The organism is Pseudazoarcus sp. NS36 (genome assembly GCF_059703705.1).
Map to the genome: position 1 here is coordinate 40,484 of NZ_BAAKJA010000008.1, position 19,145 is coordinate 59,628.

Annotated in this window: 24 protein-coding genes; 5 read left to right on the forward strand and 19 right to left on the reverse strand. The window is 65.6% G+C overall.

Annotation, left to right across the window (positions count from 1 at the left end; genetic code table 11):
* The 19 genes from AC6H0R_RS13350 to AC6H0R_RS13440 all read right to left on the reverse strand — a co-directional run bounded on the left by AC6H0R_RS13350 (position 1) and on the right by AC6H0R_RS13440 (position 14,667).
* The gene (locus tag AC6H0R_RS13350; RefSeq protein WP_497581853.1) at positions 1-390 is read right to left on the reverse strand and encodes a hypothetical protein; all 390 of its coding nucleotides are present in this window, start codon (positions 388-390) and stop codon (positions 1-3) included.
* 5 nt (positions 391-395) lie between these two features.
* Entirely contained in the window at positions 396-1,613 is a 1,218-nt protein-coding gene (ccmI, locus tag AC6H0R_RS13355; RefSeq protein WP_497581854.1) for a c-type cytochrome biogenesis protein CcmI, read from the reverse strand.
* Positions 1,610-2,110, reverse strand: a complete 501-nt coding sequence (locus AC6H0R_RS13360) for a cytochrome c-type biogenesis protein (protein WP_497581855.1) — start codon at positions 2,108-2,110, stop codon at positions 1,610-1,612. Before AC6H0R_RS13360 ends, ccmI begins: the two co-directional genes overlap by 4 nt.
* Positions 2,100-2,633, reverse strand: coding sequence for a DsbE family thiol:disulfide interchange protein (locus AC6H0R_RS13365; protein WP_497581856.1), 534 nt, complete (start codon positions 2,631-2,633; stop codon positions 2,100-2,102). Before AC6H0R_RS13365 ends, AC6H0R_RS13360 begins: the two co-directional genes overlap by 11 nt.
* A gap of 8 nt (positions 2,634-2,641) precedes the next feature.
* Entirely contained in the window at positions 2,642-4,624 is a 1,983-nt protein-coding gene (locus AC6H0R_RS13370) for a heme lyase CcmF/NrfE family subunit (RefSeq protein WP_497581858.1), read from the reverse strand.
* Positions 4,621-5,073, reverse strand: coding sequence for a cytochrome c maturation protein CcmE (gene ccmE, locus AC6H0R_RS13375; RefSeq protein WP_497575007.1), 453 nt, complete (start codon positions 5,071-5,073; stop codon positions 4,621-4,623). Before ccmE ends, AC6H0R_RS13370 begins: the two co-directional genes overlap by 4 nt.
* On the reverse strand, positions 5,070-5,282 hold the full coding sequence (ccmD, locus tag AC6H0R_RS13380) for a heme exporter protein CcmD (RefSeq protein WP_497575006.1): 213 nt from the start codon (positions 5,280-5,282) through the stop codon (positions 5,070-5,072). Before ccmD ends, ccmE begins: the two co-directional genes overlap by 4 nt.
* Positions 5,282-6,055 carry a heme ABC transporter permease CcmC gene (gene ccmC / locus AC6H0R_RS13385; protein ID WP_497581859.1) on the reverse strand — a complete coding sequence of 258 codons (774 nt, stop codon included), beginning with the start codon at positions 6,053-6,055 and terminating at the stop codon, positions 5,282-5,284. Before ccmC ends, ccmD begins: the two co-directional genes overlap by 1 nt.
* Before the next feature lie 10 nt (positions 6,056-6,065).
* Entirely contained in the window at positions 6,066-6,746 is a 681-nt protein-coding gene (gene ccmB, locus AC6H0R_RS13390; RefSeq protein WP_497575004.1) for a heme exporter protein CcmB, read from the reverse strand.
* A complete protein-coding gene (ccmA, locus tag AC6H0R_RS13395; protein ID WP_497581860.1) occupies positions 6,740-7,366 on the reverse strand; it encodes a cytochrome c biogenesis heme-transporting ATPase CcmA in 627 nt (208 codons plus the stop codon). The genes ccmB and ccmA overlap by 7 nt, the downstream gene beginning before the upstream one ends.
* Positions 7,367-7,461: 95 nt before the next feature.
* Positions 7,462-8,085, reverse strand: a complete 624-nt coding sequence (locus tag AC6H0R_RS13400; protein WP_497581861.1) for a NapC/NirT family cytochrome c — start codon at positions 8,083-8,085, stop codon at positions 7,462-7,464.
* A gap of 25 nt (positions 8,086-8,110) precedes the next feature.
* Positions 8,111-8,563 (reverse strand): nitrate reductase cytochrome c-type subunit, encoded by a 453-nt coding sequence (locus tag AC6H0R_RS13405; protein ID WP_497581862.1) that lies wholly within the window; start codon positions 8,561-8,563, stop codon positions 8,111-8,113.
* A 34-nt stretch (positions 8,564-8,597) separates the two neighbouring features.
* Positions 8,598-11,144, reverse strand: a complete 2,547-nt coding sequence (gene napA, locus AC6H0R_RS13410; protein WP_497581863.1) for a nitrate reductase catalytic subunit NapA — start codon at positions 11,142-11,144, stop codon at positions 8,598-8,600.
* Positions 11,141-11,407 (reverse strand): chaperone NapD, encoded by a 267-nt coding sequence (locus AC6H0R_RS13415; RefSeq protein ID WP_497581864.1) that lies wholly within the window; start codon positions 11,405-11,407, stop codon positions 11,141-11,143. The genes napA and AC6H0R_RS13415 overlap by 4 nt, the downstream gene beginning before the upstream one ends.
* Entirely contained in the window at positions 11,404-11,889 is a 486-nt protein-coding gene (gene napF, locus AC6H0R_RS13420; protein WP_497581865.1) for a ferredoxin-type protein NapF, read from the reverse strand. The genes AC6H0R_RS13415 and napF overlap by 4 nt, the downstream gene beginning before the upstream one ends.
* A 175-nt stretch (positions 11,890-12,064) precedes the next feature.
* Positions 12,065-12,460: a CBS domain-containing protein gene (locus AC6H0R_RS13425; protein WP_497581866.1), complete on the reverse strand. Its 396-nt coding sequence runs from the start codon at positions 12,458-12,460 to the stop codon at positions 12,065-12,067.
* 26 nt (positions 12,461-12,486) lie between these two features.
* On the reverse strand, positions 12,487-12,834 hold the full coding sequence (locus tag AC6H0R_RS13430) for a P-II family nitrogen regulator (RefSeq protein WP_497581867.1): 348 nt from the start codon (positions 12,832-12,834) through the stop codon (positions 12,487-12,489).
* Entirely contained in the window at positions 12,831-14,339 is a 1,509-nt protein-coding gene (locus tag AC6H0R_RS13435) for a DUF1538 domain-containing protein (RefSeq protein ID WP_497581868.1), read from the reverse strand. The genes AC6H0R_RS13430 and AC6H0R_RS13435 overlap by 4 nt, the downstream gene beginning before the upstream one ends.
* Positions 14,332-14,667 carry a hypothetical protein gene (locus tag AC6H0R_RS13440; protein WP_497581869.1) on the reverse strand — a complete coding sequence of 112 codons (336 nt, stop codon included), beginning with the start codon at positions 14,665-14,667 and terminating at the stop codon, positions 14,332-14,334. The genes AC6H0R_RS13435 and AC6H0R_RS13440 overlap by 8 nt, the downstream gene beginning before the upstream one ends.
* 123 nt (positions 14,668-14,790) lie before the next feature.
* On the opposite strand from AC6H0R_RS13440, the gene AC6H0R_RS13445 reads away from it, so the two are divergent.
* The 5 genes from AC6H0R_RS13445 to AC6H0R_RS13465 all read left to right on the forward strand — a co-directional run bounded on the left by AC6H0R_RS13445 (position 14,791) and on the right by AC6H0R_RS13465 (position 18,967).
* Entirely contained in the window at positions 14,791-14,973 is a 183-nt protein-coding gene (locus AC6H0R_RS13445) for a PLDc N-terminal domain-containing protein (RefSeq protein ID WP_497581870.1), read from the forward strand.
* A gap of 152 nt (positions 14,974-15,125) precedes the next feature.
* Positions 15,126-15,755, forward strand: a complete 630-nt coding sequence (locus tag AC6H0R_RS13450; protein WP_497581871.1) for a flagellar brake protein — start codon at positions 15,126-15,128, stop codon at positions 15,753-15,755.
* Between the two features lie 112 nt (positions 15,756-15,867).
* Positions 15,868-16,893 carry an extracellular solute-binding protein gene (locus tag AC6H0R_RS13455; protein ID WP_497581872.1) on the forward strand — a complete coding sequence of 342 codons (1,026 nt, stop codon included), beginning with the start codon at positions 15,868-15,870 and terminating at the stop codon, positions 16,891-16,893.
* A complete protein-coding gene (locus tag AC6H0R_RS13460; RefSeq protein WP_497581873.1) occupies positions 16,890-18,590 on the forward strand; it encodes a diguanylate cyclase domain-containing protein in 1,701 nt (566 codons plus the stop codon). Before AC6H0R_RS13455 ends, AC6H0R_RS13460 begins: the two co-directional genes overlap by 4 nt.
* Entirely contained in the window at positions 18,587-18,967 is a 381-nt protein-coding gene (locus tag AC6H0R_RS13465; protein ID WP_497581874.1) for a YchJ family protein, read from the forward strand. The genes AC6H0R_RS13460 and AC6H0R_RS13465 overlap by 4 nt, the downstream gene beginning before the upstream one ends.
* The last annotated feature ends 178 nt before the right edge of the window (positions 18,968-19,145 follow it).

The following is a 19,145-nucleotide window of genomic DNA, read 5'->3' on the forward strand; positions in this document are numbered from 1 at the left end:
TCAGTCTTTCCAGCGCAGCACGATGCGTGCGCCGCCCCGCGGGGCAAGCTCCACGGTTTCCTGAAGCGTGACGCCGTCCAGCTGGGCGCGGATGCGATAGCTCCCGGCGCGTGCCACGTCGATCTGCGCGACCGGGCCGCAGCGTTCATGCTCGGCAACCGCGCCGGACAGCGGGGTGTCGACGCGTGTGCGCACATCGGTGACATAGCCGCCCTCGGCCGTTGCGAACAGCACGGTGAGCGCATGCGCCTGTTGCGCCTGACGCATCGGCAGCGATTCCTCGAGGCTGACGCCCCCGCAGGTCAGGACGATCTCGGGCTCCTGCGCAGCGAGCGGCAGGCTCGTTGCGAGCAGCGAGGCAAACAGGGCGGAGCGCAGGGGGGATGTCATGGTGTTCATTCCACTACCCGATCAATGACCAGTTCGATATTGGTTGCGCCCGGCGACACCCGCAGCGTGGCGCTTTCCAGATCGCCCGCGCGCGGCGCGGCATCACCGTTCATCGAGATGCGCGCCGCCACCACGATCTCGTCGGGCAAGGGGGCGTTGCTGATGCGTTGCGCGTTACGGAAGTCGAAGCGTGTCGGCAGCGCCGCAGCGGGGAAGCGGATGGCCGCATACGGCATGCCGCCTTCAGGCGGGCGGGCAAAGATGTACACCACGGCGTCGGCCGGCATGCGGCTGTCGGCAAGGCGTTCGCCCAGGCTGATGCTGCCGTCGACGCCGAGCAGGCGCGCCGACGGCGGCACATCGAACAGCTCCATGCCGCCGCGCGAGCGCGCCTCGTTGATGCTGGCGATGACCGAGGCGTAGGCCGGGTCGTCTTCCGGCACTTCCTTCAGGATGCGTTCCCAGTAGGTCGAAGCGCCCTTGTAGTCCTGACGTTCGAAAGCCGCAGCACCGGCCAGCGCGAGGGCCTTGAAGTGCGTCGGTGAGACTTCCAGTGCGCGTTCGATCAGGCGGCGTGGCTCGCCCTCGAAATCGCCCTGGCGTGCGGCCACCAGCAGATCGGCCCATTCGGTCAGCACTTCGGGTGAATCCGGGGCGCGTTCGCGCAGGCGCATCCAGGTCTTGGAGGCTTCCTCGAACTGGCCGAGCATCATGTAGGAGCGGGCCAGCATGATCCAGCCGGTCTCGTCTCCTTCGCCATTCTCCAGCCGTTCGGCCAGCTGCGTGACCAGCCCGGCGAACTGCTCCGGCGTGACGTCGGCGGGATTGGTCTGCGCAACGTGGGTTTCCGGATCGAGCGCGTCCGGCTCGCCGATGAAGCCATACACCAGCAGTGCCGACAGCGGCACGACCAGGACCAGCGTGATCGCCCAGCCGGCGGCTGGTCGCTGATCGGCGCCGTCTTCAACCACCATGCCTTCTTCGAGCACGCGCTGTTCGATCTCGGCGCGACTGCGCTCGAAGGCTGCGTCATCAATCTTGCCGGCGGTGTGCTCGGCCTTGAGGTCGGCCAACTGCTCACGCATGACCCCGATCGTGACCTCGGCCTGCGCACGCTTGGCCGCGTGAACCCGGCGGCGCGCGCCACGCCCCAGCAGCGGCGGCACCAGCAGCAGCAGCGCGCAGGCGACCAGCAGGGCGGAAAAGAGGACGAATTCGATCACGTGCGGGACTCCGGCGGGGTTTCGTTGTCTGGTTCGCCGAGCAGGGCGCGCGCCTGCCGACGCTGCGCCTCGCTCAGTTCCGGCGTACTCGCCTCAGCGGCGCGGCGGCGCAGACGCAGGCTCAGCCAGCCAATGCCGAATACGCCCAGCGCGGCCGGCCCGAGCCACAGCAGCAGCGTGTTGGCGCGAAACGGCGGGGTGTACAGCACGAAGTCACCGTAGCGGGTGACGAGGAAATCGACGACATCCTGTTCGGTCTTGCCGTCAGCCAGCTGCTCGCGCACCTGATTGCGCAGATCGACGGCCAGCGGCGCACGCGAAGCGGCAATGGTCTCGTTCTGGCACACCAGACAGCGCAGCTTTTGCGACAGCTCGATCACGCGCGCTTCGAGTTCGGGGTCGTCGGCCACCGGGGTGGCTTCGCCGGCGGCGAAACTGCCGACCGACAGTGCGAGCGCTGCAGCGGCCAGCAGAGGACGCAGGGAATCAACTCTCACCGGACAGCTCCGCAATCTTGGGCAGCAGCACATCGCGCAGCACGCCGGCGTGCAGCGGGCCGATGTGCTTGTAGCGGATGACGCCCTGCTTGTCGATCAGGAAGGTTTCGGGCGTGCCATACACGCCGTACTCGATACCGATGCGGCCGTCGGCATCGACCACGTTCATCGCGTAGGGGTTGCCGCCGTCGCGCAGCCAGTTGATGGCTGCGTTGCGTTCGTCCTTGTAGTTCAGCCCGATCACCGGGATCACGCCTTCACGCTTGAGCTGTACCAGCAGCGGGTGTTCCTGCCGGCACGACACGCACCACGAGGCCCACACATTGAGCAGGAAGACCTGCCCGCGCATGTCGGCCAGATTGAACTGCTGCTCCGGCGCGTCCAGTCGCGGCGCGCTGAACGCCGGTGCCGGCTTGCCGACCAGCGGCGAGGGGACTTCGCGCGGGTTCAGCGTCAGCCCGTAGGCCAGAAAACCGGCCAGCGCGATGAACAGCGCCAGCGGGATGAGGAACTTGGCTTTCATCTTGATCTTTATCCTGCCTGTACGGCGGCCACGGAGGCCGGGTGCGCCGCGTCACGCTCGGCGAGTTTGCGGTAGCGCCGGTCCATGGCCGCGAAGAGGCCGCCCAGGATCATCAGGATGCAGCCCAGCCAGATCCAGCTGATGAAGGGGCGGTAGTGCAGGCTGACAATCCAGGCGCCGGGCTCGACCTGATCACCGAGCGAGACATAGATGTCGCGCAGCGGGCCGACGTCCAGCGAGGCTTCGGTCATCGGCATGCTCTGGGCGCGATACACGCGCTTTTCCGGCGTCAGCGTGGCGATGGCGCGCCCGTCGCGCGTCACTTCCACGATGGCCTGATTGGCGTCGTAGTTCGGGCCGTCACGTTCGATGGCGCCGCGGAAGGTGAAGGTGTAGCCCGCCAGTTCGGCGGTCTGGTCCTTGCGCATCTTCACGTCCAGATCGGCGTCGAGACTGCCGACCATGGTCACGCCGATGACGAAGATGCCGATGCCCAGGTGCGCAGTCCACATGCCCCACCACGCCGCCGGAATGCCGCGCAGGCGGGTGGTGACGGGCGTGCCCGGTCGCTCGCCGAGGCGACGCCGCAGCAACTGCACGCTGGCCAGCAATACCCAGGCCGCCAGCGACAGACCCAGTACGGTGCGCCATGTCACATGGTCGATGGCCAGTGCCGCGCCGCCGCCGATGATGACGCTGGCCAGTGCGGAGAGCCACAGCATGCGGCCGATGCGGGCGGAGTCGTCGCCCTTCCAGCGCACGAAGGGGCCGATCATCATCAGGATCACGACCGGCGTCATCAGCGGCACGAAGGTCATCTCGAAGTACGGCGGGCCGACCGAGATCTTGCCCATGTTCAGCGCGTCGAGGAACAGCGGGTACAGCGTGCCGAGCAGCACCGCGCTACAGGCCACGACCAGCAACACGTTGTTGCCGAGCAGGGCGGTTTCGCGCGACACCAGATCAAAGCTGCCGCCGCCCGAGAGCTTGGGCGCACGCCACGCGAAGAGCACCAGCGAGATACCGATCACCAGTACCAGCAGGGCCAGGATGTACAGGCCGCGCGCCGGATCGGTGGCGAAGGCGTGCACCGAGGTGATCACGCCCGAGCGCACGAGGAAGGTGCCGAGCAGCGACAGCGAAAAGGCGCTGATCGCCAGCAGTACGGTCCAGCTGCGGAAGGCGCCGCGTTTTTCGGTGACCGCCAGCGAGTGGATCAGTGCGGTGCCGAGCAGCCACGGCATGAAGGAGGCATTTTCGACCGGATCCCAGAACCACCAGCCGCCCCAGCCCAGTTCGTAATACGCCCAGCCAGAGCCGAGGGTGATACCGGCGGTGAGGAAGACCCAGGCCACCGTCGTCCAGGGGCGCGACCAGCGTGCCCAGGCCGCATCCAGCCGGCCCGTGAGCAGCGCCGCGATGGCGAAGGCAAAGGCCACCGAGAAGCCCACGTAGCCCATGTAGAGCAGTGGCGGGTGGATGATCATGCCCGGATCCTGCAGCAGCGGATTCAGGTCACGGCCCTGCGCCGCGGCCGGCAGCAGGCGCTCGAAGGGGTTGGACGTGAACAGCGTGAAGGACACGAAGCCAGCGCTGATCCAGCCCAGCACCCCGACCACGCGTGCCATGAAGGCTTCCGGCAGGTGACGGCTGAACACCGTTACGGCCACTGTCCAGCCCGACAGCGCCAGCGCCCACAGCAGCAGCGAACCTTCGTGGTTGCCCCATACACCGGTGATCTTGTAGATCAGCGGCGTGTCGCTGTGCGAGTTGGCGGCCGCCAGACGCACCGAAAAGTCGCTCTGGATGAAGGCCCAGGTCAGACAGGCGTAGGCAAAGACCAGGAACAGGAATTGGCCGTGGGCGGCCGGGCGGCCTATCGCCATCAGGGCCATGCGATTGCCGTGTGCGCCGATCATCGGAACGATGGCCTGCACCAGCGACAGCACCAGTGCGAGGATGAGGGCGAAATGTCCCAGTTCGGCAATCATTGCTGCACGCTCTCCGCGGCCTTCTTCATCTGCGCCGCGTCGAGCGCGTACTGCGCCTCCACCGGCATGTAGTTTTCATCGTGCTTGGCCAGCACTTCGGTGGCCGTGAAGCGGCCGTCCGTTCCGAGCTGACCCTGAACCACCGCGCCCTTGCCCTCCTGGAACAGGTCGGGCAGCGTGCCGCGGTAGGTCACCGGCACGGTCTGCGCCATGTCGGTGATGACGAAGGCCACGGTCAGGCCGTCGGGCTGGCGCTGGATCGAGCCGGCCTCGACCATGCCGCCGACGCGGAAAGTGCGGCCCTGCGGCGCCTTGCCGGCCACGACTTCGCTCGGGGTGTGGAAGAACACCAGGTTTTCCTGGAAGGCGGTCAGCACGAGCGCAACCGCCCCGACCAGAAGGGATACGGCGCCGCCCAACAACAGCAGGCGCTTGCTACGCGGTTTCATCGAACAATCTCCTCGTTCCCGCCGGGCGCCGGATGGCCCTTGGGTGCCGCGCGGCGCAGCCTGAGCAGCCGGCGCGCGGTGTCGTTACGACGGCGAAACAGCAAGAACAGTTCCACCGCGACGCACGCTGCAGTCACGCCGTAGCTGCCCCATACGAACATTGCTGATCCGCCCATGTCCCAGAACGCGCTCCACGATTCCCACTGCATCACTTGCTCCCCACGCGTTCAAGCTCGGCGCCGACCCAGTCGGTATGGCGCTCGCGCTCGAGAATGACGCTGCGCACGCGCCAGAAGGCCACGGCAATCGTGTAGGCCCAGGCTGCGATGGCCATGATGAGCATGCCCATCAGCATGGTGGTGGCCATCGACGGCGCCTTGTTCAGGCTCACCGAGGCGCCCTGGTGCAGGGTGTTCCACCACTGCACCGAGAAATAGATGATCGGCACGTTCACCGCGCCGACCAGCGCAATGATGGCGCCTGCGCGATCCGAGCGACGCGAATCCTCAATGGCCTCGGTCAGCGCCATGTAGCCCAGGTAGAGGAACAGCAGCAGCAGTTGCGAGGTCAGGCGTGCGTCCCATACCCAGTAGGTGCCCCAGGTCGGCTTGCCCCACAGGGCGCCGGACCACAGGGCGATGAAACAGAAGATCGCCCCGGTTGGCGCCAGTGCGCGCGCCATCATGAACGACAGCCGGGTGTTCATGACCAGCCCGACGGCCGACCAGAAGGCCATCACCAGATACACCAGCATCGACATCCAGGCTGCCGGCACGTGGATGAAGATCACGCGGTAGACGTCGCCCTGCGTGGCGTCGGTGGGGGCCACGAAGAAGCCGATGTATAGCCCGATCACGGTGAGTACCAGCGCGATGCCCGCGAACCACGGCGCGAGCATGCCCGCCACCGGGTAGAACACCTGTGGCGAGGCAAAGCGCAGCAGGCTCCGTCCGCGCAGGTCCTTGTTGTCGAGATCTCTCATGCAGGGCTTCTCATTCCACAGCAATTCTCAGGGCCGCCGCACACGCGAACGGCGCCAGCGCCAGCGCGCCGAGCAGGCCGCCGCCGAGCAGCAGCAGGTGTGCCGTTGCGCCCACGCCGCCGAGCAGCGCATCGACCGCGCCCGCACCAAATATGAGCACCGGCACGTACAGCGGCAGCACCAGCAGTGCCAGCAGCACGCCGCCGCCGCGCAGGCCCAGTGTCAGCGCCGCGCCGATCGCACCGATCAGCGCCAGGATGGGTGTCCCCAGCGCCAACGATAAGGTCAGCACGCCCAGCGCTTCCTGCTCTACATCAAACAACAGCGCCAGCAGCGGGGCGGCCAGCACCAGCGGCAGGCCGGTCACGATCCAGTGCGCGGCGATCTTGGCGGTTACCCACAGCGCGGCTGGTTCAGGGGTAAGCAACAACTGCTCCAGCGTGCCGTCGGCGTGGTCCTGCGCGAACAGCCGGTGCAGCGACAGCAGGGTCGACAGCAGCGCCGCGACCCACAACACGCCCGGCCCGATGGCGCGCAACTGGTTGGTTTCGGCGCCGACGCCGAACGGAAACAGGCACACCACGACGACAAAGAACGCAAGTGTAACAAGCACATCGGCCCGCCCGCGCCACGCGAGCATCAGATCGCGACGAAGTACCGCCGCGAAGGCGCCGCCGGCGCCGCTCAACATGCGACCTCGGCCAGATCGAGGACGTCGGGTGCGCGCTTGAATGGTGCGTCCTGATGGGTCGTCATCACCACCGCGCCGCCCGCTTCGCAATGTGCTTCGAGCGTGTCTGCCAGGTCGGCCACGGCGGCTACATCGAGTGCGGTGAAAGGCTCGTCGAGCACCCACAGCGGGCGCTCGCCGGACACGAACAGCCGCGCCAGCCCGACGCGGCGGCGCTGGCCCTGCGACAGCACCTTGGCCGGCAGGTCGATCTGCGCGCCGAGTCCGATGCGTTCCAGCGCGGCGATGCAGCGCGCGTCATCCGCCGCCTCGCCTCCGGCATGGATGGCGAAGCGCAGGTTCTCGAGCGGAGTCAGCAGATCGTTCAGCGCGGGCGCATGGCCCAGATACAGCAGTTCGGCGTGGAAGTCGTCGCGGCAGCGGCGGATGTCTTCTCCGCGCCAGCGCACCGTGCCGTACTCGGGCTGTGACAGCCCGCACAGGATGCGCAACAGACTGGTCTTGCCGACGCCGTTGGGGCCTGCGATGCGGAGCATGCGCCCCGGCCCGAGACCGAGGTCGAGGCCGCGGAACAACAGGCGATCACCCTTCAGACAGGCGAGTTCGGAGGCGTCAAGCATGGGGCGCAATTGAACCATACACGCCCAGTTTCAGGGAAATCTTATGGTTCGCCGCAGCGCCAGATCAGACGCTGCGGCGGGCCGGCCGACCGGCCTCAATGTGCCGGCGGCGGTGGCCGGAACACGTCGTCGGATACCGCCTCTCGCTCCAGACCGATGTTCTGATGCACGGCCGGCAACTGGTGCGCGATGCCCTTGTGGCAGTCGATGCAGGTCTGACCGGCGTCCAGACCCGCCTGGTGTGCGACATTCGAGCGACGACCCTGCACCGAATAGTCGAAGTACTCGAAGGCATGGCAATTGCGGCACTCCTGCGAGTCGTTGGCCTTCATGCGGCGCCATTCACGCTGCGCCAGCCGCAGGCGGTTGGCCTCGAACTTCTCCGGCGTGTTGATGCTGCCCACGACTTTGCCGTAGAGCTCGCGGCTGGCCTGCACCTTGCGGATCATCTTGGCGCCCCAGTCCTGCGGCACATGGCAGTCCGAGCAGATCGCGCGCACGCCGGTGCGGTTCTGGTAATGGATGGTCTGGCGGTATTCCTGATAGACGAAGTTCTCCATCTCGTGGCACGACAGGCAGAAACGCTCGGTGTTGGTTGCTTCGACCGCCCAGTTGAAGCCGCCCCAGAACACGATGCCGCCGATGAAGCCGGCCGCCAGAACACCCAGCCCGAGTCCCTTGAGCCAGCGCCACAGGCGCTTCACGCTGTTGTCAGACATTTGCTTGTCTCCCTGACGTGGCCGTTCAGCGCACGCCGGTGGCGGGCTTGAAGGTGTTTTCGACCAGCGGACGGGCATCGGTCTGCGGCACGTGGCACTGCAGGCAGAAGTAGCGGCGCGGCGAGATGTTCGAGAGCTCGTTGGCGTCGCGGTCCTTGAAGTGCGTGACGCTGACCTTGGTCGCACCGGACGCGCGGTAGCGCGTCCAGGAGTGGCAATCCATGCACTTGTTGAAGTTCAGCGAGACCTCGTAGCCCTCGACCTTGTGCGGCACCAGCGGCGGTTGCTGAATGTAGTCGCGCGGCAGCGGCGGGCCGTCCGGCATCACCCGGTATTGCCCCGGTGCCAGTTCCGGCGCGGATACGTCGGCGCCGCGCACGCTGCTCACAGCCTGCGCGATGGCCTGCGGAATGCCGATCAGGGTGAGCGCCAGCGCGGCCCCCAGCGTTGCCAGCAGGATTCGGGTGTTCTTTTTCATGGTGTGCTCCGTGAATTCGGTGTCGCGTGGGGGCTCAGGCCCGCTCCACCCGCACAGGACATTTCTTGAAGTCGGTTTCCTTGGAGATCGGGCAGGTCGCGTCCTGGATCAGCTTGTTCACCAGCCGGCCTTCGTCGAAGAACGGGATGAAGATCAGCCCCTTCGGCGGCTTGTTGCGACCCCGGGTTTCGAGCTGGGCGACGATCTCGCCGCGCCTGGATTGCACCTTGATCGCCATGCCGCGCTGCAGCCCGCGCTTCTGGGCGTCCTCGGGGTGCATGAAGATCTGCGCCTGAGGCACGGCGCGGTGCAGTTCCGGCACGCGGCGTGTCATCGAGCCGGTGTGCCAGTGCTCCAGCACGCGGCCGGTGCACAGCCACAGGTCGTACTCGGCGTCCGGCTTTTCGTGCGGCTCCTGGTAGGGCAGCGCAAAGACAATGGCGCGGCCGTCCGGGTGGCCATAGAAGCGCACGCCTTCCCCGGCCTTGACGTAGGGGTCGTAGCCTTCGCGGTAGCGCCACAGCGTTTCCTTGCCGTCGACCACCGGCCAGCGCATGCCGTGTTCGACGTGGTAGGCGTCGAAGTCAGCGAGGTCGTGGGCCTTGCCGCGCGTGAAGCGGGCGTACTCCTCGAACAGGCCTTTCTGCACGTAGTAGCCGTAGGCTTTTGATTCGTCGTTCATGTAGCCGGCCCAAGCGTGGGCATTGACCTTGGCCACGTCCGACAGCGGGAATTTGTTGACCTGACCGTTGGCGAACAGCACGTCGTACAGCGTCTTGCCGCGCACCTCGGGTTTCTTGGCGATGAGGTCGGCGGGCCACACGTCCTCGACCTTGAAGCGCTTGGAGAACTCCATGTACTGCCAAAGGTCGCTGCGCGACTCGCCCGGCGCCCGCACCTGCTGGCGCCAGAACTGGGTGCGACGCTCTGCGTTGCCGTAGGCGCCTTCCTTTTCGGTCCACATCGCCGAGGGCAGGATCAGATCCGCCGACAGCGCGGAGACGGTGGGGTAGACGTCGGACACCACAATGAAAGTGTCCGGGTTGCGCCAGCCGGGATAGACCTCTTCGTTGATGTTCGGGCCGGCCTGCATGTTGTTGGTGGTGCTGGTCCAGTAGCACTTGAGCACGCCGTCCTTGAGCGCGCGGCTCTGTGCCACGGCGTGAAAGCCGACCTGGTCGGGGATGGTGCCGGCCGGCAGATTCCAGACGTTCTCGGCAAATTCGCGGTGCTTGGGGTTGGTCACGACCATGTCGGCCGGCAGGCGGTGGGCAAAGGTGCCCACTTCGCGCGCGGTGCCGCAGGCCGAGGGCTGGCCGGTCAGCGAGAACGGGCTGTTGCCGGGCTCGGCGATCTTGCCGACCAGCAGATGCACGTTGTAGATCATGTTGTTCACCCAGGTGCCGCGGGTGTGCTGGTTGAAGCCCATGGTCCAGAACGAGGTCACCTTTTTCTTCGGGTCGGCATAGGCCTCGGCCATGCGGATCAGGTTGGCGCGCGGCACGCCGGAAAGCTTCGAGACCTTGTCCACCGTGTAGTCGGAGACGTATTTGGCGAACTCCTCGAAGCTCATCTCTTCGGATGCGCTCGGGTTGCCCTTGGGCTTGCCGTCGGCGCCGGCGTAACCGTTGTTGGTCGCCTTGGCTTCCAGCGGGTGATCCGGGCGCAGGCCGAAGCCGATGTCGGTTTCGCCGCGGCGGAACTTGACGTGCCTGGCGACGAATTCCTTATTCACCTTGCCGGTCGAGATGATGTGGTGACAGATGAAGTTGAGCAGCGCCAGATCGGTGTGCGGCGCGAAGATCATGCCGTTGTCGGCCAGTTCGAAGGAGCGGTGCTCGAAGGTCGACAGCACATGCACCTCGCAGCCCGGATGGCTCAGACGGCGATCGGTGATGCGGCTCCACAGGATCGGGTGCATCTCGGCCATGTTGCTGCCCCATAGCACGAAGGCATCGGCGTTCTCGATGTCGTCGTAGCAGCCCATCGGCTCGTCCATGCCGAAAGTGCGCATGAAGCCGGTCACGGCCGAGGCCATGCAGTGGCGCGCGTTGGGGTCGAGGTTGTTGCTGCGGAAGCCCGCCTTGTGCAGTTTCGACGCGGCGTAGCCTTCCCAGATGGTCCATTGGCCGGAGCCGAACATGCCGACCGAGCGCGGGCCGTGGGTCTTGAGCGCGGCCTTCCACTTCTCGGCCATGATGTCGAAGGCCTGATCCCACGAAATCGGCGTGAATTCGCCGTCCTTGGCGTACTGCCCGCCGCGCATGCGCAGCAGCGGCTGGGTCAGGCGGTCCGAGCCGTACATGATCTTGGACAGGAAGTAGCCCTTGATGCAGTTCAGGCCGCGGTTGACCGGCGAATCCGGGTCGCCCTGGGTGCCCACCACGCGGTTGTCCTGCACGCCGACCAGCACCGAACAGCCCACGCCGCAGAAGCGACAGGCGGCTTTGTCCCAGCGCACACGGGTTGCTGGGGAGCCGGCCTGCTGCGCGTGCACGACCACCGGAATGCCGATGCCGGCGGTGGCCGCAGCGGCCGCTACGGCCTGCGTCTTGATGAAATCGCGTCGATCCATGGTCATGTCTCCTGGGGTTCCGGAACTTCGGCTTGCCCTTCGTCGGTGTATTCGTAGGCGAGCGTGATGCTCAGCACGTGTTGGGCGAGGTTCACCGCGAGGATCGAGTCGGTCACTGAATAGCCCTCACCGTCTTCGACGGTGACGACGATCTGGCCGCTCTCGGTGGATTCGCCATGCAGCTGCACGCCGGGGATGGCGCGCAGGGTTTTTTCCAGCTCGGGGAAGTGCTCGGGCTTCGCCTTGACCACCAGGCTTACGATCTTCATTGCGGGTTCTCCATGGCGATGGCGCCGACCGGGCAGGGCGCAACACAGCCGCCGCAGCCGGTACAGGCCTCGGTCAGCACTTCGGGAATCGGGGAGCCACCCAGACGCGGTCGGAAACGGATGGCACTGGTCTCGCAGGCCTCGCCGCAGACGCGGCATTCGACGCCGTTGTGCGGCAGACAGGCTGCTGAAATCTGCGGGCGCAGAAACCACGCTGCGCTGAGCTTGAGGCGGCGCAACGCCTGCGGCTCACAGGCCGTCACACAGTCGCCGCAGAAGCTGCAGCCGGCCACGCCGAAATCGACACGCGGAAAGCCGCCGTCGCCGGGTTTGAGAATGGATTGGGGACAGGCTTCGATACAGGCGCCGCAGCGCGTACAGGCCTGCTCAAACGCAAGGGCACCAATCGCCCAGGGCGGGCGGGTGTCACTACGGGCGGGGTGGAGTTGCCCGCGCAGGAATCCTCGTCTTGAAACCGTCATGTCAGCGCGGCACAGCCTTGCGGTTGATGAGGTCCAATTGGACCCCTTCACCGTAGGTCACGCTTTGCGCTGGATCAATTCAGATGCACGGTTTTGGTGCAACCGGCTGAGCGCCGCCTGCGCGGGAGGATCGCCAAGCCACTTGTTTCCATGGAGCTTTTCGTGAAGGTCGGACTCAGCCCATTTCGTCGGCGATGTTGACCAGGGCGCCGACGATGTCGCTCATGGTCACGATACCCACCAGCTCGTTGTCGGCGGTGACCAGCACGCGGCGGATATCGAAGTTGGTCATCAGTTTGGCGGCGTGCTTGACCTCCAGCTCGCGTGAGACGGTCAGCGCCGGTTTGGCGCAGATGTCGTACACGTTGAGCAGGTCGATGTCGCCTTCCTCGGCGACGATGGCCTTGAGGATGTTGTTGTAGGTGATCAGGCCGAAAGCGTCGTGCGGGTGGCGCTTCTCCACGGCGAGTGCCTTGACCTTCTTTTCCTTCATCACCCGCATGGCCTGGCGGATGGTTGCAAGCGGCGAGATGGTGGCCACTTCGCGCACCATGATGTCCTTGACCAGCATGTTTTCCTCCTCGGGCTGTTTCAGCCTCAGATGTCGTCCTTGAGTTTTTCCTCGAACAGCGTGATCTGGCCCATGTCGATGCCGGCGATGTGTTCGAGCGGGATCGTGAACACTACGCCTCGACTGTTGGTCTTCAGATCCAGCTCGCGCGTGAGGTTCTTCATCACCGCCAGCGACAGCTTCTTCTCCAGCACGAATACCAGCACCGACTGGCTGCCCTCGTAGGTCAGACCGAAAAAGGTCTTCTTTTCGTTCGCCCCGATGCCGCGTGCATCGAGAATGGTGACGCCGCCCGCGCCGGATTCCTTGGCCACGTCGATGGCCTTGTCCTCCAGGTCGTCGGCGAGGATCGCAACGAGTACGGAAAACTTCACGATGTCGCTCCTTCTTCAGTACGCATGACCCGCTCGGCGATGATCGCGTAGAGCATGACGGTCACGATGGGAAAAATCGACGCGAATGCGATCAGGCCGAAGCCGTCGATCAGCACGTTGCGTCCCTCGATATTCGTTGCCAGGCCAATGCCCAGCGCGGTGACCAGCGGTACCGTGACTTCCGACGTGGTCACACCGCCCAGGTCGAAGGCCAGCGGCACGATGTACTTCGGCGCGAGGGCGGTCAGCGCAATGACCAGCGCGTAGCCGCCCATGATGTAGTAGTGGATGGAATCACCGGTAATGATGCGATGCACGCCGATGGTGATGCCCACCGCCACACCGAGCGCTACCAGCAGCCGGATGCGGTTGCCGCTGAGTTTGCCTTTGGCCGCTTCCTCGGCCTGGCTGCCGATGGCGATCAGCGCCGGCTCGGCCATGGTGGTGGCAAAGCCGATCGAGAACGCGAACAGATAGACCCACAGGAAGGTATCGAGTGCCACCAGCTGCGTGGCCATGCTCGTGCCGATCGGGAACAGGCCCAGCTTGAGGCCGACGACGAAGGCATACAGCCCGATGATGACCAGCACGAATCCCACCATCACCCGCGGCAGGTGCGGAATGGACTTCTGCAGCACCATGTACTGGAAGAACAGAATCACCATGATGATCGGTGCCACATCGCGGAACATGCCCGCCAGATCGGTGATCATCCCCAGCACCACGCTGCCGGCTGTCTTCTCCACGATCTGGTCGTCGACAAAGGCCGCAGCGCCGGCGGCGGCCCCCGCTGCGTCGGTCACTTCGGCGAAGTTGTAGACCCAGATGCCGTAGAGCTGCACCGAGATCATCGGCACCATCACCGCCAGCGCCACCAGCCCGAAGCCGTGCATCAGCGGATTGCGCCCGCGCAGCGATGCCGCCAGTCCGATGCCGAGCGCCGCGATCAGCGGCACGGTGACGATGTTGGTGGTGACCCCGCCCGAATCGTAGGCCAGCCCGACGATTTCCTCCGGTGCGAAGAAGGTCACCGAGACCACCAGCACGTAGCCCACGATCATGTACCAGTGCAGCGACTGGCCGAGGATGGTGCGCAGCACGCCGACGGCCACCACGCAGCCGACCGACAGCGCCACCAGCAGACGCAGCGTGAGTCCGTCTATACGCCCCTCGGAGATGGTTTCGGCCTGGGTCGCCACCGCGATCAGCGCCGGTTCGGCGACCACGGCCGAGAAGCCCAGGCAGAAGCCGAAGACCATCAGCAACGGCAGCGAGCCGCGCCGCGCGAAGTCGTTCGAGAGCCCTTTGCCGACCGGGAAGATGCCCAGCTCCAGACCTTGCAGGAACAGCGCCACGCCGAACACCACCACCAGCAGGCCCAGGCTCATGCTGGCCAGCCCGTCGGGCAGCTCCTGCATGACGACGAGCTGAAAGAAACTGACGACCGCGATGATCGGCAGCAGATTGCGGAAGGAGTGCTTCAGATGTTCGAGAAACTCACGCATCGGAGGCGTCATCTCCGATGTCTTGTGGGTTCAGTCCCGCGTGGTGCTCCACGTCAATGCAGAAGGCCAGTCCCTGGAAGGGGGCAAGCAGGCCCAGCTCCACGTTCATGCGTTCGGCAATGTGCTCCACCCGGTCCGCCTCGGCCAGCACCATCAGTAGCTTCTCGCGGCCGACATAGGTCAGCCCGAAGAAGCTCATGTGTTCGGGGAAGCCCAATCCGCGCGCGTCGGCCACGGTGACTCCGAGCGCGCCCTCACTGCGCGCGATGGCAAATGCACGCTCTTCGAGTTCGTCGGCAACGGCCGCGATCAGCAGGCGAATCTTCATGCAGGTCGTTCCGGTGCCAACACACCTGGAGATAATACATGCGTCAGATGACGCCCCATTGACCTGCATCAATGGCCCCGCCGCAGGTACCATGGCCCTTCACGAACGCACCTGGAGTACGCCATGGGTATGGAAGTCGGAGGCATTCTGGGCCTCATCTGGCTGGTCATCGTCATCTGGGCCATCGTCAAGGTTGCCAAGAGCAGCGCCGGCCCGGTGCCCAAGCTGCTGTGGATCCTGATCCTGTTGTTCCTGCCCTTCGTCGGCTTGATCGCCTGGTTCCTGCTTGGGCCAAAAGGCAGGTAGTTGCGCTAGACCCGCCATGGAGGCGGAATAGCGGCGATTCATGGATAATCGGGGCGTGACATGTCACTGCCCCGAGAAGAGTTCCGCCGCTCATGACGCAAACGCCACCACCCGACAGCACTGAATCGTCCCCGCAGTTACGTTTCAGCGACATGCATCTGCAACCGGGAGACCGTCTGCAGATTCACTGCCCGGCGCATCCGGACCGTGCGCGACACATTTCGCGCGTGGTCGGTTTTGTCGACGATGTCAGCCTGATCGTTACCGTGCCTTCGCCGCGCGGCGTGCGCGCCGAATTCATCGAGAGCGAGGTCGTCGTGGTGCAGGCCTTCTCGCGCAACAGTGCATTCGCATTCAAATGCACGGTGCTCAACGTGTGCCGCCGTCCGTTTGACTACATGCACCTGAGCTTTCCCGATCGGATCCAGGGCAGCGTCATTCGCAAGGCCACGCGCGTGCGCACCGACATTGAGGCGCAGGCTACGTCTGCGGCGGGTCAAGCGGTAACCGTCGGGCTTGGCAATCTGAGTGCCACAGGGGCGCTGGTGGTTGCGCCGTCGGAGCTGGGCCAGGTCGGCGACAAACTCAGGTTGGCCTTCAAGGTCGAGCTGCACGATGCAGTCAGCGATGTTTTGGCGGATGCGGCCATTCTCAACGTTGGCGGCGAGACGGGTGCGCACCAGTACGGCGTCGAATTCGGCGAACTGCCGTCGCAAGAGCGCATGATCCTGCGCAGCCTGATTTACCAGCAGATGATAGAAAATCCACGAACCGTGGTCTGAAATCGCGGTGGCCCTGAACGGGATGGGTTTGACGCCACGTTAGACTGTGCACACGAATCTCCTTCTGGAGCGCAGTCGGATGGCGGCAGACAGGCGCAATCTCGGTTGGTGCATGCGATGGGCCCTGCTGGTCGCGCTGACATGGCCCGCCCTTGTCCAAGCGGACAATGTGCTGCGCGTGCTGGCCTGGCCGGGCTATGCCGACCCCGACATCGTGGCCGCATTCGAGCAGCGCACCGGTGCGCGTGTCGAAGTGAGCTTCATCGATTCCGACGACGCGCTGTGGCAGCGCATCAGCAGCGACGGCGGGGCCTCTTTCGACGTCTTCGCCGTCAATACCGCCGAACTGCAGCGCTACCTTGCCCGCGACCTGGCCGCGCCCATCGACCTGACCGCCTTACCGGGGCGTGCCCGCCAGCTGCCGGAATTCCGCGCTCTTGAATCCTTGCCGGGCATCCTGCGCAACGGTCGGGTCTGGGCCATTCCCTACGCGTGGTCCGCAATGGGCCTGATCTACGATCGCGCGCAATTCAATGAAGCCCCGCATTCCATCAGGGCCCTGTGGGATCCGCGGTGGCGTGGCAAGGTGCTCGCCTATGACGGTGGTTCGCACAATTTCGTGCTCGCCGCGCAGTCGCTGGAGCTGGCCGAGCCCTTTGCGCTGGGTGCAGAGGACTGGCGGCCGGGCGTGACGCGTCTGGTCGAATTGCGTCGCAACGTGCTGGCCTTCTACACACAGCCGGAAGAGTCGGTCGAAGGCTTTCTGCGCCATGGCGCAGCGCTGATGTTTGCGAATTACGGTACGCAGCAATTGCATATGCTGCGCGCGGCCGGGGCGGATGTTGGCTACGTGTTGCCCGAAGAAGGTGCACTGGCCTGGCTCGACTGCTGGGTCATCACGCGCGCCGCGCGCAATCCGGAGCTGGCGCATGCCTGGATCGATCACCTGCTCGGCGAACAGGCCTCGGCTGCGCTGACCCAGCGGCACGGATTGGCCAATACGGTTGAACACCCGGCCGGACACGTCGACGAGGATCGCCTGCTGTGGTTGCGCCCGGTCGAAGACGTCGAGCGCCGTACGGTGTTGTGGCGGCGCATTGTGTCGGGCGACCGTATCGAGCGGGTTCTGCGCCCATGAGATTCGGCATCGCGCACAAACTGGCTCTGCTGCTTGCTGCGGTTGGCGTGATCGCCTCCGGGGCGACCGGCTATTACGGATACGTCGCCAGCCGCGCGGCCATGCTGGATGCCGCCAAAGGCGAACTGCTCGGCGCCACGCAGCTGATCGCGCGGCGGGTGGCCCAGGCGCGCGGGGAGATCAGCCGCAATCTGTTCATCATGGCGTCCCAGCCGGCAGCGCTGCCGGCCCTGCGCGGCGATGAGGAAGCAGCCGACCAAGTGGCGGCCTTCCACAAGCTGCTGATGGAAGCGCACCCCTCGTATCTGCAATTGCGCCTGATCAGCGCAGCAGAGCACGGGCTCGAACGCGTGCGCATTGACCGTGTGCAGGGCCAGGCGCAACGCGTCGAGGGCGAGGACTTGCAGGAAAAGGGGCATTACTCCTACGTGCATGAGGCGCTGCGCCTGCAGCCCGGGCAGACCTGGCTGTCGCGTGTGGGGATCCAGCCAGTGGGCGATGCCGAATCTGCGCCCGGGCGACCCACGGCGGTGCTGGCCATGCCCGTCTTCGACGAGGACGGCGCCGCGCTGGGCGTGGTGGTCGCCAACATCGACCTGAACGGCCTGTTTACGCTGCTGGCCGTGGATCTGCCGCGGAACTTCCGTCTCTACTTCGCGAATCATCAAGGGGACTACCTGATTCATCCCGATCCATCACGGACCTTCGGTTTCGAGCGTGGCAGACGTTATCTGGTGCAGGACGAGTTTCCCGGTGCCCGTGCGCTGTTCCTGTCGGAGGCCGAAGAGGTGGTGGTCGAGGCCGGCACCGGAGAGCACGCTGCCGAGCCTTTGTTGGCGGCCTTCGTGCACCGGCGGGTCCGTATGGCCAGCGAGGAGGCGGGTTTCGCGATCGGGCTGGGCATGCCGCAGGCGGATGCGGTGGCCGGCGCCGACCGTCTGGCTCAAGTCACGCTGCGCATCGTGCTGGTGCTGTACCTGGTCTGTGTGCTGGTTGCCGTGCTCATGGCACGCGCCATCACGCGGCCGCTCAAGATGCTCGAGCGCGCGGTGGCCAGCCTGGATGACGAGCATTCTGAGGCCCGTCTGCCGGTTGAGCGGCGCGACGAGATCGGCGAGCTGGCGCGCCGCTTTGAACGACAGCGTGGCGAGATCCGGCGTCAGTTCGAACAGCTCGAACACAGCCGCCGGGAGCTTGAACATCTGGCCCGTCACGACAACCTTACCGGCTTGCCCAACCGGACGATGTTTGCCGACCGGGCCGAGCAGGCCATTACCGCCGCGCGCCGCAGCGGTGACCGCCTGGCCATGCTGTTCATCGACCTGGACCACTTCAAGGAGGTCAACGACCGCCTCGGTCACGAGGCCGGCGATCTGCTGCTGCGCCAGGTAGCCCAGCGCATTGCGGCGCAGGTGCGCGAGTCTGATACCGTCGCGCGTCTGGGCGGCGACGAGTTCGTGGTCTTGTTGCGCAGTGTGCAGCGGCCCGATGACGCCGCAGCGGTTGCGGCCAAGATCGGTGATGCACTGCGCCAGCCGTATGATCTTGGCGGGCTGCCGGCCGCCATTACGGCGTCCATCGGCATCGCGCTGTACCCCGACAACGGCGAGGATGTCGACACCCTCTCGCGTCACGCCGACCGTGCCATGTATCGCGCCAAGCAAAGTGGGCGCGACAACGTAGTGTTTGCATCATGAAGACACCCGATTGCCCCTGCGGCAGCGGCCGCCCGCTGGCCCGTTGCTGCGGTCCCCTGCACGCCGGTGCGCCGGCACCGGATGCCGAGGCACTGATGCGTTCGCGCTACAGCGCCTGGGTGCTTGGCGACATGGCCTACCTGCGCGCCAGCTGGCATCCGGATACCTGCCCGCCCGATCTGCAGCCGGATGGGGGGCCGTTGCGCTGGCTGGACTTGAGCGTGAAGAAGCATGTACGCACCGGGCCGGACACCGCCGAGGTGGAGTTCGTTGCGCGTTACCGTGTCGCCGGGCGCGGAGCCCGCATGCACGAGATCGGCCGCTTCGTGTGTTTGGAGGGGCGATGGTTGTATGTCGATGGTGATGTGCGCGAGTGAAGCCTGCGTACGACACATCGGATATCCGCAGCATCTTGCCGGCAGCGGCATGACGTATGCTGCAGAGGCTCTCCCGCCGGAACGGTAGCGGGTGCTGCGAACGAGGAGGAGTTTGAGGTGATCAGACTGCCGACAGAATGTGAGCAGGCGCGTCCGGCGCCACAGGGGGGCTAGGCGC